The organism is Adhaeribacter radiodurans, from assembly GCF_014075995.1.
GTDB classification, from domain to species: domain Bacteria; phylum Bacteroidota; class Bacteroidia; order Cytophagales; family Hymenobacteraceae; genus Adhaeribacter; species Adhaeribacter radiodurans.
Genome location: NZ_CP055153.1, coordinates 591,566 through 609,475, shown reverse-complemented (window position 1 = coordinate 609,475; position 17,910 = coordinate 591,566). Strand labels below are relative to the sequence as shown.

The 17,910-nt window shown below is 40.0% G+C and carries 15 protein-coding genes and 1 riboswitch; of the genes, 11 read left to right on the top strand and 4 right to left on the bottom strand.

The features are described from left to right. Positions 1 to 362 precede the first annotated feature (362 nt). Complete coding sequence (locus tag HUW48_RS03055; RefSeq protein ID WP_106932747.1) at positions 363 to 827, top strand: Lrp/AsnC ligand binding domain-containing protein; 465 nt, start codon at positions 363 to 365, stop codon at positions 825 to 827. A gap of 117 nt (positions 828 to 944) precedes the next feature. On the opposite strand, the gene aspS is transcribed toward HUW48_RS03055, so the two are convergent. Both aspS and HUW48_RS03045 read right to left on the bottom strand, forming a co-directional pair. Continuing rightward, complete coding sequence (aspS, locus tag HUW48_RS03050) at positions 945 to 2,690, bottom strand: aspartate--tRNA ligase (RefSeq protein ID WP_182414271.1); 1,746 nt, start codon at positions 2,688 to 2,690, stop codon at positions 945 to 947. Positions 2,691 to 3,283: 593 nt separating this feature from the next. After that, positions 3,284 to 3,490: a hypothetical protein gene (locus HUW48_RS03045; protein ID WP_182414270.1), complete on the bottom strand. Its 207-nt coding sequence runs from the start codon at positions 3,488 to 3,490 to the stop codon at positions 3,284 to 3,286. 553 nt (positions 3,491 to 4,043) lie between these two features. Between HUW48_RS03045 and HUW48_RS03040 the strand changes: the two genes are divergently transcribed. From HUW48_RS03040 to HUW48_RS03005, 8 genes are all read left to right on the top strand, one after another. After that, entirely contained in the window at positions 4,044 to 4,595 is a 552-nt protein-coding gene (locus tag HUW48_RS03040; RefSeq protein ID WP_182414269.1) for a hypothetical protein, read from the top strand. 76 nt (positions 4,596 to 4,671) lie between these two features. Continuing rightward, positions 4,672 to 5,118 (top strand): nucleoside deaminase, encoded by a 447-nt coding sequence (locus HUW48_RS03035; protein WP_262891487.1) that lies wholly within the window; start codon positions 4,672 to 4,674, stop codon positions 5,116 to 5,118. Positions 5,119 to 5,187: 69 nt separating this feature from the next. Next, the gene (locus HUW48_RS03030) at positions 5,188 to 5,799 is read left to right on the top strand and encodes a superoxide dismutase (RefSeq protein ID WP_182414268.1); all 612 of its coding nucleotides are present in this window, start codon (positions 5,188 to 5,190) and stop codon (positions 5,797 to 5,799) included. Between the two features lie 248 nt (positions 5,800 to 6,047). Beyond that, the gene (locus HUW48_RS03025) at positions 6,048 to 7,286 is read left to right on the top strand and encodes a NupC/NupG family nucleoside CNT transporter (RefSeq protein ID WP_182414267.1); all 1,239 of its coding nucleotides are present in this window, start codon (positions 6,048 to 6,050) and stop codon (positions 7,284 to 7,286) included. A gap of 143 nt (positions 7,287 to 7,429) precedes the next feature. Further along, positions 7,430 to 7,535, top strand: a riboswitch (SAM riboswitch). Positions 7,536 to 7,774: 239 nt separating this feature from the next. Then, complete coding sequence (locus HUW48_RS03020; RefSeq protein WP_182414266.1) at positions 7,775 to 9,160, top strand: O-acetylhomoserine aminocarboxypropyltransferase/cysteine synthase family protein; 1,386 nt, start codon at positions 7,775 to 7,777, stop codon at positions 9,158 to 9,160. 282 nt (positions 9,161 to 9,442) lie between these two features. Then, positions 9,443 to 10,471 (top strand): homoserine O-acetyltransferase MetX, encoded by a 1,029-nt coding sequence (gene metX, locus HUW48_RS03015; RefSeq protein ID WP_182414265.1) that lies wholly within the window; start codon positions 9,443 to 9,445, stop codon positions 10,469 to 10,471. A 103-nt stretch (positions 10,472 to 10,574) separates the two neighbouring features. Next, a complete protein-coding gene (locus tag HUW48_RS03010) occupies positions 10,575 to 11,828 on the top strand; it encodes a homoserine dehydrogenase (RefSeq protein ID WP_182414264.1) in 1,254 nt (417 codons plus the stop codon). A gap of 150 nt (positions 11,829 to 11,978) precedes the next feature. Continuing rightward, positions 11,979 to 12,896: a S66 peptidase family protein gene (locus tag HUW48_RS03005; protein ID WP_182414263.1), complete on the top strand. Its 918-nt coding sequence runs from the start codon at positions 11,979 to 11,981 to the stop codon at positions 12,894 to 12,896. A gap of 133 nt (positions 12,897 to 13,029) precedes the next feature. On the opposite strand, the gene cysS is transcribed toward HUW48_RS03005, so the two are convergent. Beyond that, a complete protein-coding gene (gene cysS / locus HUW48_RS03000; RefSeq protein ID WP_182416254.1) occupies positions 13,030 to 14,511 on the bottom strand; it encodes a cysteine--tRNA ligase in 1,482 nt (493 codons plus the stop codon). A 162-nt stretch (positions 14,512 to 14,673) separates the two neighbouring features. Beyond that, a complete protein-coding gene (locus HUW48_RS02995) occupies positions 14,674 to 15,777 on the bottom strand; it encodes an endonuclease/exonuclease/phosphatase family protein (protein WP_182414262.1) in 1,104 nt (367 codons plus the stop codon). A 309-nt stretch (positions 15,778 to 16,086) separates the two neighbouring features. Between HUW48_RS02995 and HUW48_RS02990 the strand changes: the two genes are divergently transcribed. After that, positions 16,087 to 16,560, top strand: a complete 474-nt coding sequence (locus tag HUW48_RS02990) for a ribosome maturation factor RimP (protein WP_246343673.1) — start codon at positions 16,087 to 16,089, stop codon at positions 16,558 to 16,560. Between the two features lie 9 nt (positions 16,561 to 16,569). Beyond that, entirely contained in the window at positions 16,570 to 17,820 is a 1,251-nt protein-coding gene (gene nusA, locus HUW48_RS02985) for a transcription termination factor NusA (RefSeq protein WP_182414261.1), read from the top strand. The last annotated feature ends 90 nt before the right edge of the window (positions 17,821 to 17,910 follow it).

Here is a 17,910-nt window from a genome sequence, read left to right as displayed (position 1 = left end):
AAAGAGTAGTTAAGTGCTTACCTAAATAAATCTAGTGTCCGAAATATTTCCGAAATAAATAAAAAAGCCTCTTCGTTTGAAACGAAGAGGCTTTTTAGCTGTAGGGGAAGGAATCGAACCTCCACGGAGTAGTTAGGCAAGAATCAACTTAGAGGTCGAAAACGCTTTATCCTATTTATCTCCACCCCCGAGAGAGGAGGGCATGTCTGCCAGTTTCAACACCCTACAGTGTGTTTTTATTTATTCAAATATACGGCTTAAAATTAATTACTTCAAAATATTTTAAATATTTTACTTAAAAATTATGTTATTTTAAATTTATCCTTACTTTTGTTAAAACAAATCAAAAATCGGCGAATTTTATGCTCAAAAATTTAGAAATTGACAATACGGATCTTAAAATCCTCTCTCTGCTGATGGAAGACGCGAAAATGGCGTATGCAGATGTAGGAAAAGAAGTGTTTGTTTCGGGTGGTACCGTCCACGTCCGGATGAAAAAAATGGAACAAATGGGAATCGTAACCGGTACCCAATTAAAGTTAAATTATGGTAATCTGGGTTATGATGTAAATGCTTTTTTGGGAATTTACCTGCGCAAAAGCTCTATGTATAACGAGGTGTTAGAGCAACTCCGTCGGATACCAGAAGTAATTAGCGTAAATTATACTACGGGAATTTACAGCATGTTTGCCAAACTTATTTGCAAAGATACCATGCACCTTAAAAACGTTTTAACGGATAAAATCCAGAAAATACCGGGTATTCAACGAACCGAAACTTTTATTTCCCTTGAAGAAAGTATTAGCCGGCCCGTTCAGCTACTATAATAGCAAGGAGAAATTCTATCAACAGCTAAGTTTAGCCCATAAAAAACTGCATCTGCCTTTAGGTAAACCATTACCCTATTAGCAGATGCAGTTCTATAATTATATTGGTCAAAAAACTTATTTCAACCGGATATTCAGTTCGTTCAGCTGCGCTTCGGCAATCGGCGACGGAGAATCAATCATGGTATCGCGACCAGAGTTGTTTTTAGGGAAAGCAATAAAATCGCGGATAGAGTCGGCTCCACCAAATAAAGAACACAATCGATCAAAACCAAAGGCAATACCTCCGTGCGGTGGAGCTCCGTATTCGAAGGCATTTAATAAAAAGCCAAACTGCTCGCGTGCTTCTTCTTCGGTAAAGCCTAATAATTTAAACATGCGTTCCTGTAAGGGCCGCTCGTGAATCCGGATAGAACCGCCTCCTACTTCTACGCCGTTAATTACCATATCGTAGGCGTTGGCCCGAACAGCCCCCGGGTCCGTTTCTAGTAAGCTAAAATCTTCCTGCTTGGGTGAGGTAAAAGGATGGTGCATGGCAAAATAACGTTTCTCTTCTTCGTTGTATTCCAGCAGCGGAAAATCCAGCACCCACAGAGGCGCAAAAGTATTCTTATCGCGTAAACCTAAGCGCTCTCCCATTTCTAAACGTAATTCTGATAAGGCTTTACGGGCTTTATCAGCGGCCCCCGCAATTACTAAAAGTAAATCACCGGGTTTAGCCGCAAATGCTTGTACCCATTGCTGCAGAGCCTCCTGATTAAAGAATTTATCTACCGATGATTTTACCGTACCATCTGCTTCTACGCGGGCATAAATTAAGCCAGTAGCTCCCAGTTGTGGTCGTTTTACAAACTCGGTTAATTCGTCTAATTGCTTGCGGGTATAAGAAGCAGCGCCGGTAACATTTATTCCAATTATTAATTGAGCGTCGTCAAAAACCTTAAATCCTTTGTTTTGCACAAAGCTATTCATCTCCACAAAACGCATGTCAAAACGAGTATCCGGTTTATCATTGCCGTAGTACTTCATGGCATCGGCGTAAGTCATCCGGGGAAACTCCGGCACTTCTACCCCGCGTACTGTTTTAAACAAGTACTTTACCAACCCTTCAAAAGTATTCAGAATATCTTCCTGCGAAATAAAAGAAAGTTCACAGTCTATTTGGGTAAACTCAGGCTGGCGATCGGCTCGTAGATCTTCGTCGCGAAAACACTTCACAATTTGAAAATACTTATCGAACCCCGATACCATGAGCAATTGCTTAAACGTTTGCGGCGATTGCGGCAAGGCATAAAACTCACCCGGGTTCATCCGGCTAGGTACCACAAAATCGCGGGCTCCTTCGGGAGTTGATTTAATTAATACGGGAGTTTCTACCTCAATAAACTGCAAGCCATCAAGGTAAGCCCGGGTTTGTTGCATCATGCGGTGACGAAGTTCCAGATTTTTGCGTACGCTGCTGCGTCGTAAATCCAGGTAGCGGTATCTCATACGCAAATCATCGCCCCCATCCGTATCGTCTTCGATTAAAAAAGGTGGTAATTTAGCCGGGTTCAGAACGGCTAAATCATGTAATTGTATTTCAATATCGCCGGTGAGTAGCTTATCGTTTTTAGATATTCGCTCGATTACGGTACCAGTGGCTTTAATTACAAATTCGCGGCCTAAATTACGCGCTTGGCTAATAGTTTCGGCTGGAGTAATTCCTTCCTCGAGCTTTAATTGAGTAATGCCATACCGGTCGCGCAGATCAACCCAAAGCATACCGCCTTTGTCGCGGGTACGTTGCACCCAACCAGTAAGGGTAACCTCCTGTCCTACATTTTCTAATCTTAATTCGCCACAAGTATGGGTTCTAAGCATATAATTAATCTATCTAATCTAAAAACGTTCAATCTTTTAAATACGCAAGTGAGTTGCAGCTTACTAAAAGAATTTCTCAAGTAAAAACAACCCTCACCACTGCCTAAAATTGGAGGGGCAAACTTAAAAAAAATAAGTAATTCAGCCAAAGTTAGCTTTGCTACTAGTTTTAATTTAACAGCACCTCAGAATAATAGACAAAGATTAGAATATCTCTTAAACTTATACCAGAATTGCAGTAAATATTTCGAAGGAGAAATGTAGGTATGTACACTATAGCAAGATAAAACCAAGGCTTTATCTACAGGTAACCTAACATTAAAGTGCTCAAAACTAATTTCATTTCAGGACTTTAGATAAGTATACTAGGTAAAAGCCCTGAAATGAATAAGTGTAAAACGAATTTTGGGATGATCTCACCCAGAATAGCTTTTGCTGTATTAATTCGTTTTATATGTAAAAGAAAGAGAGTTTGCTTGGCTAAAACACAGCTAGAATACGCGTATAAACCTGAATTTACTTTAATGCAGGAACAAAGATCCTAAAAAGTTTTATTCAGGAGATATACGAAATAGGCCGATTGGCACTTACTGTTATTTTAAAGTAGCGATTCTGCCAGAAGCGGCTTTGTATTGTTCGTACTCCGGAGAGGAAGCATAGATATTCGCTTTCTTAGCTACTTTCTTTTCTTCGGAGTTGTAGTTTAAAATAAATAGCAGACTTATAAAAGCAATAATATGAAACAACAAAGAGCTTAAACTATAAAGTTCTTTTCTTCGTTTGGCACTCAATTTTTTCATAGCAAACAACCGCAAATAAAACTTAAGATATCAACGTCAAGACCCTCCCCATGCATACTTAGTTGCACGTCCGAAAAATTTATTTACTTTTTTCTTCTACACAATTCCTAAATACTGTTCTTAAGAAAAAAAGTTTAACTCGTTTACCCAAGAAGCCAAAGGTAACATTTGAATTTAAATAGAACTAGATAAATTTAACAATTCTCTAATAATTTAGTCTGATTACAAGTAAGAATTAAGTATTTAAGCTGTTTAGGTTAAAAAAACAGAATAAATACGTACTTATTAAGCTTATCTCCTGACACCTTAGCTAAAAAATAAAGAAAGGTTACCTGGCAAAAAGTAGTCCCAATGGTATAACAACCCCAATTTTTGAAGCAACTAACCTTACAATCTTTTTGTTATAAGTAGTTGGTCTATTAAAATAACAATAATAATTAACCAAGAATTTTCAATCCATTTCTATACTTTAAACTACCTTCGTTGAAGTATTTAGTAAAAATAGTTGGCAATTAACCAGAACTTATTTTGCCTTTTTATTTTGCAAACATTTATGAAATATCTCTTTCTTTCTTTAACATTAGTTTTTGGGCTAAGCAGCTTTGGGCCTGGCAGGTTAAAACCAATTAAGATTACTAAAAATATTACTACCTCTTTGCCCGCTGATTTTGGGGTTATGCCAGACGAATTGATTGCATCGAGGTATCCGGCGCAACGGAAACCTATTGCAGCTTATACCGGAGCCAACGGCTTAGTTGATTTAGTGGTTACAGAAAAACCTTCTACTTTCGCGAAGAAAGACATACCGTTGCTTCAAAAGTTTTATAAACCCGCCATTTTAAGTATGTATTCGGAGGTACAATTTATCCGGGAGGAAGTAACTACTCTTAATGGCCATGAATTTTTGGTTTTTGAGTTTGTATCGTCAGTAAAGGATGATGACAAGAAAAAAAATAAATTAGCTCCTATCCAGAAATACACGATTGTTCAATACGCAATTGAAAACGATAAGCTGCTGATTTTTACTTTTAATTGTCCGGCAAATTTAAAACCCGAATGGCAAGCTACCGCTAATAAAATAATGCGTTCCATTAAAATTAGCTAAAAATAACAGAACAAATCGGGCTAAAGGCAGTTAAAGTTATCTGACTTCATATTTTATTTTATTAATTATAACCCACGTGCTTTCAGTACTCAGCGACGAACATTTTATGAAAGAGGCGTACAAACAAGCATTGTACGCTTTAGAAGAAGGCGAGCTTCCTATTGGCGCAGTAGTGGTTAGCCAAAACAAAATAATTGCCCGGGCCTACAATCAAACCGAAAAGTTAAACGATGTAACCGCCCATGCCGAGATACTGGCTATTACAGCGGCAGAAAATTACTTAGGTAATAAATACTTGCACGAATGCACCCTGTACGTAACCGTAGAACCTTGTGTTATGTGCGCGGGAGCAAGCTATTGGGCGCAATTAAAACGATTGGTATATGCTACAGCTGATCCGAAGCGAGGCTTCCGGCGTTTTGGGAGTACTTTATTGCACCCGAAAACGGAAATGGAAAGCGGTATTCTGGCGCACGAATGCTCGGAACTGCTCCGGGAGTTTTTTTTGAATAAACGAAATTAGCGGCTATCTTTGGCTGCTTTTGCTGGTATTATACATACTTGAATATCTAACCTTTAAAACTATAAAACTATGGCTTTCGAACTCCCTCAATTACCTTATGCTTACGATGCCCTGGAACCACATATCGACCGGCAAACCATGGAAATTCATCATACTAAGCATCACCAGGCGTATACTACCAACTTAAACAATGCCATTCAGGGTACCGATTTGGAAGGAAAATCCATTGAAGAAATCCTGCAAAATATTGGTAATGCTCCAGCGGCAGTGCGCAATAATGGTGGTGGTTACTACAACCATAATTTGTTCTGGACCATTCTGGCTCCTAATGCCGGCGGCGAGCCCACCGGGCCAATTGCCGATGCAATTACCAGTTCTTTTGGCTCCTACGAAAAATTTAAAGACGAATTTACGAAAGCGGCTACTACCCGATTTGGTTCGGGTTGGGCTTGGCTGTGCCAAATGGAAGGTGGCAACTTACAAATTTGCTCTACCGCCAACCAAGATAACCCACTTATGGATGTCGAAAAAAATTGCGGCGGTTTTCCTTTATTAGGTTTAGACGTTTGGGAACACGCTTACTATTTAAAATACCAAAATCGTCGGCCTGAGTATATTACTGCTTTCTTTAACCTGATTAATTGGGACGAAGTAAACCGCCGGTTCTCACAAGCTAGCTAATTAACTTTTTTATATTTTTAAGGGCTTCGGTTATTTAACCGAAGCCCTTTCTTTTTTATGCGTTTAATCAAAGTAAGTTTAAGAATTTTCAAATTAACTTAGCAAAACTTAAAAACTCACATTTAAAATTAACTTAACTTTACCTGTTCAAATCACCCAAACAATTCTGTTCCGCGTAGAACAACCTGCCAGGTGAAAAACACAATTATCTTATTCTAACACCATATGATTTACACCTTTACTTTTTTATGGAGCGATTTACGGGGTTGATTGGGATAGTACTTATTTTAGGTTTAGCGTTCCTACTATCCAATAACCGCAAGGCCATTAATTACCGGTTGGTAGGAGTTGGTTTATTACTGCAATTTGGGCTAGCCATTTTTATTTTAAAAACCGATACTGGCAAAGCTATTTTTGGCTACGTAGGTCACAGCATCGAGAGATTATTGAGCCTTGCGCAGAAAGGTTCAGAATTTGTGTTTGGCGCATTAGTAAACAAAGAGGTACTCGAAAAAGCTTTTGGGATAGGCAACGGTCATATATTTTTCTTTAATGTTATTCCAACTATCATTTTTGTGGCGGTTCTGGTAAATATTGCCTACCATATTGGTTTGATGCAGATAATAGTATCTGCTATGGCCAAGGCCGTGCATTGGGCCATGGGCGTTAGCGGTGCCGAAGCGGTATCGAACGTGGCAAGTGCTTTTGTGGGCCAGGTAGAAGCACAGATTATGATTAAACCTTACCTTAAAGGTATGACCAATTCGGAGCTAATGGCCTCAATGGCGGGCTCGTTTGCTTGTATTGCGGGTGGAGTTATGGCTACTTATATTTCTTTTGGTGTACCTGCGCCTTATTTACTGGCGGCTAGTTTAATGGCTGCCCCGGGAGCTTTGGTAATAGCTAAAATTGTTTACCCCGAAACCGAACAATCCGAGACGAAAGGCATTGTAAAGCTCGAAGTAAAAAAAACACACACCAACATTATAGATGCTATTGCCGCTGGGGCTTCGGATGGTTTAAAAGTAGGCTTAAATGTAACCGCCATGCTAATCGGGTTTATTGCCTTAATAGCCTTAATTGATGTTTTACTCGGCAAACTGGGTCCGCTTATTCAGGTACCTGCTCTTAGTTTAAATTTATTATTGGGGAAACTCTTTGCCGTATTTGCCTGGGCCATGGGTGTACCAGGCAAAGATGTGGAAACGGCCGGAGCATTAATGGGTACTAAAATGGTGGTAAACGAATTTGTAGCTTACCTGGATTTAGTAAAAATTAAAGAAACCCTGCATCCTAAAACTCTTCTTATTACCAGTTTTGCCCTTTGCGGATTTGCTAATTTTTCATCTATTGCTATTCAGGTGGGCGGTATTGGCGAATTGGCTCCTTCGCGCCGGGCCGATTTAGCAAAACTAGGATTTAAAGCCCTTATCTGCGGTACCTTGGCCTCTTATCTTTCAGCTACCTTGGCGGGTTTACTAATTTAATTTTTTAAATGTTCGGTCTGAATAAAGTACCAAACTCAATTCCTGTGACTGCCTGTTAGTTGCAAAAATACTCCGGTAAATTTGGAAATATCTCCAAACCTATACTTAATTTGCAACATCAAACCCTGTTACCAAACAGAATTGATTTATAAAGAAGAGGCGAGAGAATAGGCTCCCTGACCCTCTGGCAACCATCAGCCTTTGTTGAAAGGTGCCAATTCCTATCCCGATGTAGGGGAAATATAAATTAATTTTATATGAAATACACTAAATACCTTTCTGGGTCTACTATTGTGCAGCCTTCTGCTGTTCTGCCAAGTTTTTTACGTTCTATATGGCCTGTAACTTTTGGTTGTTGTAGCTGTTAAGCTATTTTCGTTTCCCGCATTTTTACTTTTTTATAATTCGTTTTTTAATCCGGGAAGTACCGCGAATACTAATCTGTTTTATCTTGCTGCTATTATTTTTTAAACTTCAACCTTAAGCTTATGTCTGCTCCAAATTTAAAATTTGAAACCTTACAATTACATGCCGGCCAAGAAGTCGATCCAACCACTGGTTCCCGCGCGGTACCTTTATACCAAACTACGTCTTACGTGTTTAATAGCGCGGAGCACGGAGCTAATTTATTTGCCCTGAAAGAATTCGGGAATATTTATACCCGGCTTATGAACCCTACTACCGATGTGTTTGAAAAGCGCATGGCGGCATTAGAAGGGGGTGTAGCCGCTCTGGCAGTAGCTTCGGGGCAGGCTTCGCAGTTTATTGCTTTAAATAATATATTACAAGCCGGCGACAATTTTGTGAGCACCTCGTTTTTATACGGTGGTACCTACAACCAATTTAAAGTAGCTTTTAAACGCCTTGGTGTAGAAGTACGCTTTGCCGACGGCGACAATCCGGAGAGTTTTGAAAAACTAATTGATGATAAAACTAAAGCACTTTACTTGGAAACAATTGGTAACCCAGGCTTTAATATTCCGGATTTTGAAGCCATTGCCGCTCTTGCCGAAAAACACAACCTACCTTTAATTGTAGATAATACTTTTGGCGCCGGTGGATATCTTTTTAGGCCGTTAGAACACGGCGCCCACATTGTAGTTGAATCAGCCACGAAGTGGATTGGTGGCCACGGTACCAGCATTGGCGGGGTAATAATAGATGGCGGTAAATACGATTTTAATAATGGCAAATATCCACAATTCTCTGAACCAGCCGAAGGCTATCACGGCTTGGTATTTGGCGATGTATTTGGCCCGAATGGTCCGTTTGGCAATATTCAGTTTATTATTCGCGCCCGCGTAGAAGGGCTTCGTGATTTTGGTCCGGCTATTAGTCCGTTTAACTCGTTTTTACTATTACAAGGCTTAGAAACCTTATCGTTGCGGGTAGAGCGTCATTCACAAAATGCACAGGAACTAGCGCAATGGTTGGAACAACATCCTCTCGTTGATAGTGTAAATTATCCGGGTTTACCCAGCAGTTCTTACCACGAATTAGCTAAAAAATATTTAAAAAGAGGCTTTGGAGGTATGTTGTCGTTCAATATAAAAGGCGATAAAGAAAGCGCTACCCGGTTTATTGATAATTTAAAACTTACCAGCCACCTGGCCAACGTAGGCGATGCCAAAACGCTTATTATTCAACCGGCAGCTACTACCCATCAGCAATTATCCGAGGTAGAACAAAAAGCCGCCGGTGTTTCCCCAACCTTTTTGCGGGTATCGGTAGGTATTGAACACATTGATGATATTAAAGCGGACTTTGAGCAAGCTTTTGCCCAGGTAAATACTTCTGGTGGGTCTGGTGGCTCAAATACAGATGCTACTAGCCCCGGTTCAGAAATTACCGAGAAGATTATAGAATCTGTTTAATTAACTTAGCCGGCTATTTTCTTTAACCAGGCAATAGCCGGCTAAAAAATCTTTACCCGGCAGGATTATAGGAAGTGTAAGTTGGTAATAGAAATTAATCCGCTATAGTTTATCTATCTATTTTTAAGAATTAACAGTGAAAAAATATAAAGACTCAAAATTACCTCTGTTTTGTTGTTGCAGCAATTTCTGCTGTTGCCATAACAACGGGTGGGCGGCGCAGGAGTGGAATTTCCTGACTGTAAATTTGGTTTTTGTATCTTTGCGGAAATAACACAACGCATGAGTCAGGAAATTTTACATTGCCCACAGCCTTTTTTACTCGAATGTGGGAAAACGTTACCTCAGCTTCAGATTACTTATCATACTTACGGTACGCTAAATGCCGAAAGAAATAATGTTATTTGGGTATGTCATGCGCTTACGGCCAATGCGGATGTGTTTGATTGGTGGAAAGGCTTATTCGGAACCAATTTTTTATTTAATCCGGAAGAACATTTTATTATTTGCGCGAACATCTTAGGTTCCTGCTACGGTACCACCGGTCCACTTTCTGAAAACCCTGAATCGGGTGAGGCTTATTTTCAGTCCTTCCCAGATATTTCTATTCGCGACATGGTGGCCGCTCACGAAATTTTACGGCAACATCTGGGCATTTCTAAAATTAATATTTTAATTGGTGGTTCTCTGGGGGGGCAACAAGCCTTGGAATGGGCAATTCTGCAACCCGGAATTGTTCAGCATTTACTAATAGTAGCTACCAACGCGTTTCATTCGCCGTGGGGCATTGCCTTTAACGAAGCCCAACGCATGGCCATTCGCGCCGATCATACCTATCATTTGAACGTGCCGGATGGAGGCCGAAAAGGTTTAAAAGCTGCCCGGGCCATTGCTTTACTCAGTTATCGTACTTACGATACGTACTCTAAAACGCAACGCGAAACAGATTTAAATAGAACCGATAATTTTAACGCCAGTTCCTACCAAAATTACCAGGGCGAAAAATTAGTTAATCGTTTTGATGCGTATTCTTACATCTCGCTCAGTAAAACCATGGATTCGCACAATGTAGGGCGGCATCGCGGCAGCGTAGAAAGTGCTTTACAACAGGTAAAAGCCAAAACTTTAGTAATAGGAATAAGTTCCGATATCTTGTTCCCAACATCAGAGCAGCGGTATCTGGCTCAACATATCCCGGGAGCAATCTATCAGGAAATTGATTCTTTTTACGGGCACGATGGATTTTTAATTGAAACCGAAAAATTAACGCAGCTTATTGAGACGTTTCTGGCCGTACCAGTAGCGAAATAAATTTTTGCAAGATATTGGTTTCCATTAATTTTGCATTCTAATTAGTACCACAACGTTATACCGGCTGTGAAAACTTCAGCCAAAAACGTGTTATTTATTACTTATGACTAAGATTCAGAAAATAGGTTTGTTTGGGTTTGGCTGCGTAGGACAGGGGTTATATGATGTATTGGAAAACAGCCGCGGTATTAAAGCCAGCATTGAGAAAATATGTGTAAAAGACCGCACTAAAAAGCGTAAGTTACCTACTTCCTACTTTACGTTCGAAAAAGATGATATTTTAGACAATCCGGAAATTGACCTGATTGTTGAATTGATTGATAATGCCGACGAAGCCTTTGAGATTGTAGCTACTGCCTTAAAAAAAGGTAAAAACGTGGTAACTGCCAATAAAAAAATGGTGGCTCAGCACTTAGAAGAGTTGGTTCAATTGCAGCACGAGCACCAGGTATCGTTGTTGTACGAAGCCTCATGTTGCGGTTCTATTCCGATTATCCGGACACTGGAAGAGTACTACGATAATGAGTTACTGTATGCCGTAAGTGGTATTTTTAATGGTTCTTCGAACTATATTCTATCAAAAATTTTTAACGAGAATTTAGATTACGACATAGCCCTTAAACAAGCCCAGGATTTAGGCTTTGCCGAAACCGACCCCACCCTAGACGTAGGTGGATTTGACCCTAAATATAAATTAACTATTATCGCGGCGCATGCTTTTGGCTTATTCCTGAACCCGGATACTGTTTTTAATATCGGCATTCAAAATTTATCGAAGTACGATATTCAATATGCCCGCGAGAAAGACTATAAAATCAAATTGGTGCCGCACGTAAGTAAAGTAGACGAAGCTACCGTTACTTTATTTGTAATGCCCCAGTTTATTACCCGCAAACATCCCCTTTACAACGTTGACAACGAATATAATGGCGTGATTGTAGAGGCTGCTTTCTCCGAAAAGCAATTCTTTTCGGGTAAGGGAGCTGGTGGGTATCCTACTGGTTCAGCCGTTTTATCGGATATATCGGCTTTAACCTACGGCTACAAATACGAATACAAAAAACACCTGCAGCACATCGAAGTAAACTCTACTAATAATATTGAGGTAGAAGTTTATCTGCGCTACACCAACAAAGATTTACTCAAAACGCTGCAGTTTGAAAATATTTCCGAGAAATTTATCGCGAAAGATTTTAAATACATTATCGGCTATGTGCGGCTCGACACTTTATTGCAGAACATTGAGTTACTCCGCGAATCGGATGCGTTTTTAGTAAGTACGGGTAACTTTCAGGCCAGAGATACTACACCTGCAGACGTACGGGAAAAAGCTATTGAAGAAATAGAAGTAATTTAAAAATTATATACTCTTAACAAGAAGGTTGTGCTGTTTTAGTGGCACAGCCTTTTTTATTTCCTTTTAAAGTAATTTGTACTTAATATTAACTTTCTCCACTCAGGACTTTTTACGTGGCCAATACCTCTCAATAAATAGAATATTTTACCCATGATCTTTCCCCCTACTCTACGGGTCGGCGATAAAATTGCGATTTGTGCTTTAGCCCGTAAAATTACCTTATCCGAAATTCAACCTGCTATTCAGATACTTACTTCATGGGGTTTAGAAGTAGTTATTGGCAAAAGTATAGCCGGAGATTACCATCAGTTTGCCGGTAACGATGAGTTACGCGTTTCTGATTTGCAAACCATGCTGGATAACCCAGAAATTAAAGCCATTATCTCTGCCCGGGGTGGCTACGGCACCACTCGCCTGCTGGATCAAATTGATTTTACTTTATTTGCGCAATCTCCTAAATGGATAGTAGGGTTTAGCGATATTACTGCATTGCTATTTCATTTAACCGGGCTAGGTTATGCTTGCATTCATGGCATAATGCCTTCTTTATTCGGGCGGGCAGGCAGTGAAGCGGCCATCGAGAGTCTACGCCAGATTTTATTTGATGAACCCATTAGCTACCAGGTTACAGGGCACAATTTTAACCGACCTGGCGAAGCTACCGGCCAACTAATTGGCGGCAACATTAGTTTGCTAAACACTATAATTGGTACACCTTCTGATGTGGATTATGCGGGCAAAATCTTGTTTGTAGAAGAAATCGACGAATATTTATATAACCTCGACCGGATGTTGGTACAGTTAAAGCGTTGCGGTAAATTAGCAACCTTATCCGGTTTAATTGTGGGGCACATGACCGATTTGCGCGACAATCCGGTTCCATTTGGAAAAACAGCTTACGAAATTATTCAGGAACACACGGCTAACTATTCGTATCCAATTTGCTTTGATTTCCCAACTGGTCACGAAACGAATAATCTAGCTTTAATTTGCGGGAAGCAAGTTCATTTAAAAGTAAAGGCAAATGGGAGTTTGCTGGAGTACGTATCGGAGGAAGTTAACCTTTAAATATAATTTCACTAAAATCAACGGCAACCACCTGGTAAACTACAAGTAAAAGTAAAACCCCGATAAACTGCTATTTACCGGGGTTTTACTTTTAATGTTTTCTTCTGATAAAATTTAGAAAAAGGGTTTAAGCTTATTCTTCATAAGCCCAGTCAATGCCGGTTTTCATGTCTTTAACCACAATTCCTAATTTTTTAAACTCGGCCCGAATTTCATCTACTTTGTCGTAATCTTTGGCATCTTTGGCTTCTTTGTAAAACTTAAGGAGCAAGGCTAGCATCTGGTCCAAGTTATCTGGTTGTTCTTCGGTTAAACCTAATACATCGGTTACTAAGGCCCGGTAAGTAGTTTTTAAATTTTGGAACATACTGATGCTTAAACTAGTTACCGGCACCTGCCCCATGTAAATGCTGTTTATTTTCTTTAAAACATTAAACAAAGAGGCAATAGCTTTAGCGGTATTCAGGTCATCATTTAAACTGCGGTAGCAATCGTCGAGTAGCTTTTGCAGGTCGCTGTCCTGAGCGCCCGTTTCTTGGCCTTCAGAAGGATAATCAATTTTATCTAAAACCTTTAAACCGTTCATTAACTTTAAATACCCTTTTCGGGCAGCCAGCAAGGCTTCGTTCGAGAAATCTAAAGTACTGCGATAATGCGCCTGCAACACAAAAAAACGGATAGTCATGGGAGTATAAGCCGTTTGCAGTAACTCATGCTGACCGGAGAACAACTCGCGGAGCGTAATAAAATTCCCCAACGATTTACCCATTTTCTGGCCATTAATAGTAATCAGGTTATTATGGACCCAGTATTTAGCGGCATCGGTATGGTTACTAGCCTGGCTTTGGGCAATCTCACATTCGTGGTGCGGAAACATTAAATCCAAACCACCACCATGAATATCAAACTGTGCTCCTAAATACTTGCGGCTCATTGCCGAGCATTCTAGGTGCCAGCCCGGAAAACCATCGCTCCACGGCGAAGGCCAGCGCATAATATGCGCTTCCGAAGCTTTCTTCCAAAGAGCGAAATCGAGCGGCGAACGCTTTTCCTGCTGCCCGTCCAACTCACGGGTGTTTGCTAATAAATCATCGATAATTCGGCCCGATAATTTACCGTAGTGGTGTTGCTGGTTATAAGCTTGCACATCAAAATAAACCGAACCATTTACCTCGTAAGCATAGCCATTGTTTATGATTTCCTGAATCATACCTATCTGCTCAATCATATGACCAGAGGCGCGCGGTTCAATACTCGGTGAAAGCACATTTAGCTGCTGCATATCCTGGTGGTAGCGGCTGGTAAAATGCTGCACCACTTCCATGGGTTCTAATTGAGCGGCTTTAGCCTGTTTGGCAATTTTATCTTCGCCTTCGTCGGCATCGTTTACTAAATGACCAACATCGGTGATATTGCGCACATAACGTACTTTGTAGCCAATATGAGTTAAATACCGGAATAGCACATCGAAAGTAATAGCCGCCCGACTATGGCCTAAATGCGCTTCGCCGTATACCGTAGGGCCGCACACATACATTCCTACAAAGGGAGCGTGCAGCGGTTCAAATATTTCTTTTTTTCGGGTAAGGGTGTTATAAAGAGCTAAAGGTTGCATGGGCGCAAAGGTAGTAGATTTAGTCGATAGTCCATAGACGATAGTCAATAGTCCAGAGAGTTTGAATGGCTATATATTTTTTCAGTCTGGTATTATTCAGGCTTAAAAAGCTAATTATGGTTTCACACTATACAGTATAAACCGTGGACTGTCGACCAGTGTCTATTGACTAATTATATAAGTAGCCGTTAGCGGAAAATGGTCGGAAAAAGTTATATCGTGGTGTACTTTAAAATTACTTACTTTTAAAGCAGGACTAAAAAACTGATTATCGATACGAAGTAAAGGCAAAATACCATTATAAGTACTTCCCACTCCCCAACCAGCGGCCGTATGTGCGTTTAGTAACTGGCGGTTCAATTTTTGGTAAGTATAACTGTAAGGCACATCGTTTAAATCGCCGCAAACGATTACCGAGTAAGGCGAATCTTTAAGATGGTCGTATAAAGTATTTACCTGGTAACTGCGTTTAATAAAACCATTCTTTAAACGGCGTAAGACTTTCCGTAAATCTTTCCCGAATAAATTTTGCTCCCGGTAGGTATTAATAATATCCTGCTCCTCAATGCTCATCGATTGCAAATGAAAATTGTATACCCGTACGGTATCATTCTTAATTTTCAAATCGGCAAACATTGCGTGGTTTTGAGTAAGCTTCTCGAACTTAATTGTGCCTTTATTTAAAATTGGATACTTAGAAATAATTGCCATCCCAAACTGGCCATTTACCCGGTTAATTAAGGTATTGGATATGAAATAATACTTACCGTATTTTTTTACAATTTTTTGTACCGAATTATAAACAGAAGATTGGGGCTCGTTGTAGAACTCCTGCAAGCAATATACATCAGCAGAATTTTCGGCTACCCATTTTATCATGTCCCGGGAATTAGTGGCCTGTTTATCTTGCAGGTGCGCGTAAGTATTAAAAATACGCACATTATAACTTAACACATCTAGGGTTGCGGTTTTAGGTAAATTAGCAGCTTTTGCTTCAGAAGGCTTTTCGTTAAAATTCAGGGTTAAACCCCGCTGGTAGTAGTTCCAGGCAAATACTATTACTAAAACCGGCATAATAACCAGGCGTGAGCGTTGCCAACCCCAAGTAAAAAGGTAAACCAGGTTAAGTACTAACGGAATGGGCGTGGTAAATAAAAAAAAGCCGGTTAGCCAAAAATAGTAAGATGGAATACGCATGGATGCAATTGCCAGCAATAACCAGATTACCAGAATATAATAAAATGTAACCGAAACTTTTTTACGCACGCTTTAAAAATAAACCAGAACAAACTTACAAATTAAGGTTTAATGTCTATAATTTCACCTTAGTAAATATACCAAACAATTAAAATTAGTAATAACCTGCTTTTAGCTACCTTAAAGTACTTCTTTTACCTCTCTCTTCTATTCTATTGGTACTTTTATCTTAGTATCTGTAAGGTAATCAACCAGAAAAAATTAAAGCAAAAAGAATGGAATTTGTTTTAAACGTAATTTTTTCATACATTTGTACAAATTAATTGGATGAAGAGGGGACAGGCGTCCCCTATTTTGTTTTTTAGAAAACAGAAGTACATGACGCTAAACGCGGAAAATATTAAAACAATGTTACCCAGTTGTCTGCCTTCGGATGAATTATTCGTAGTAAAAGTTCAGGTATCGGATAATCCGGCTAAGCCCAAAATTACGGTAATACTGGATGGCGATAATGGCGTAGGAATAGATGAATGCGCCGTGGTTAGCCGACGGCTGAACAACCGCATTGAAACTACATATGGCGACGATATTAGCTATGTCCTGGAAGTAACCTCGCCGGGAGCAGATCAGCCTTTAACGTCGGAGCGACAGTACAAACGCCATGTTGGCCGTAAACTGAAGTTGGTACTAAAAGATGGCTCTGAAAAAACCGGAATCTTAGAAGAAGTACTGGCCGATGGCATTAAAATTACGGAAGAAGTAAAAGAAAAAAGTAAAAAAGTTACCCTGGTACCAACCCAGGTAAACTTTACGGATATAGTGAAGACGAATATTGTAATATCTTTTAAATAAGAAAGAAAAATGAACAGTTCAGTCCTGATAGAATCATTTGCGGAGTTTGCCAAGTTCAAGAATATTGACCGTCCTACTATGATGCGAATTCTGGAAGACGTATTCCGGACCATGATTCGTAAGAGGTGGGGAACGGATGAAAACTTCGATATTATCCTGAACGTGGAGAAAGGGGATTTGGAAATCTGGCGTAACCGCGAAATTGTAGATGATAATTCCGAAGACATTTGGGACCACGATAAAATTGCCTTATCTGATGCTCAAAAAATTGAGCCGGATTTTGAAGTAGGGGAAGAAGTATCGGAAGAAATAAAATTAGAAGATTTTGGCCGCCGGGCCGTTTTAACAGCTCGGCAAACTTTAATTCAACGGGTAAAAGATCTGGAAAAAGATTTAATGTACCAGAAATACAAAGATCTGGTAGGTGAAATTATTTCCGGCGAAGTATATCAGGTTTGGAATCGCGAAGTAATGCTCGTGGACCAGGACGACAACGAGTTAATTATTCCAAAATCAGAGCAAATACCCAAAGACCGTTACCGGAAGGGCGATGTAGTACGGGCAGTAGTACACCGCGTAGAAATTCATAATGGTACGCCTAAAATTATTTTATCGCGTACGTCTCCTGCCTTTTTGGAGCGGTTGTTTGAAAACGAAGTACCTGAAATTTACGACGGCTTAATTGTAATTAAAAACATTGTGCGTGAACCGGGAGAACGGGCTAAAGTAGCAGTAGAATCGTACGATGACCGCATTGACCCGGTAGGAGCCTGCGTAGGCATGAAAGGTTCCCGGATTCACTCAATTGTACGTGAACTGGAAAACGAGAATATTGATGTTATTAATTACACCGATAATCTTGAACTGTATATCCAACGCTCTTTGAGCCCAGCTAAAATTAGCAGCATTCGCATTAACGAAGAAGACGGTCGGGCTTCCGTTTTCCTGAAACCCGACCAGGTTTCATTGGCAATCGGTAAAGGCGGACAAAATATTAAATTAGCTAGCCGCTTGGTAGGTTTAGAAATTGATGTATTCCGGGAGCAGGAAGAATACGAAGAAGATATCTCTCTGGACGAATTCTCCGATGAAATTGATGCCTGGGTAATTGAAGAACTCAAGCGGATAGGTTTAGATACCGCTAAAAGCGTATTGGCTGTTACACGCGAAGATTTAGTACGCCGCACCGAATTAGAAGAAGAAACTGTAGATGATTTACTAGCAGTTATCCGGCAGGAATTTGATACAGATAACAGTTAAACTTGGTGTATGCGCAGCGGAACGAACAACAGCTACTTATTTGTTATACTTATTATAGTAACAGTTGAATAATATTTTTTTGATTACGAA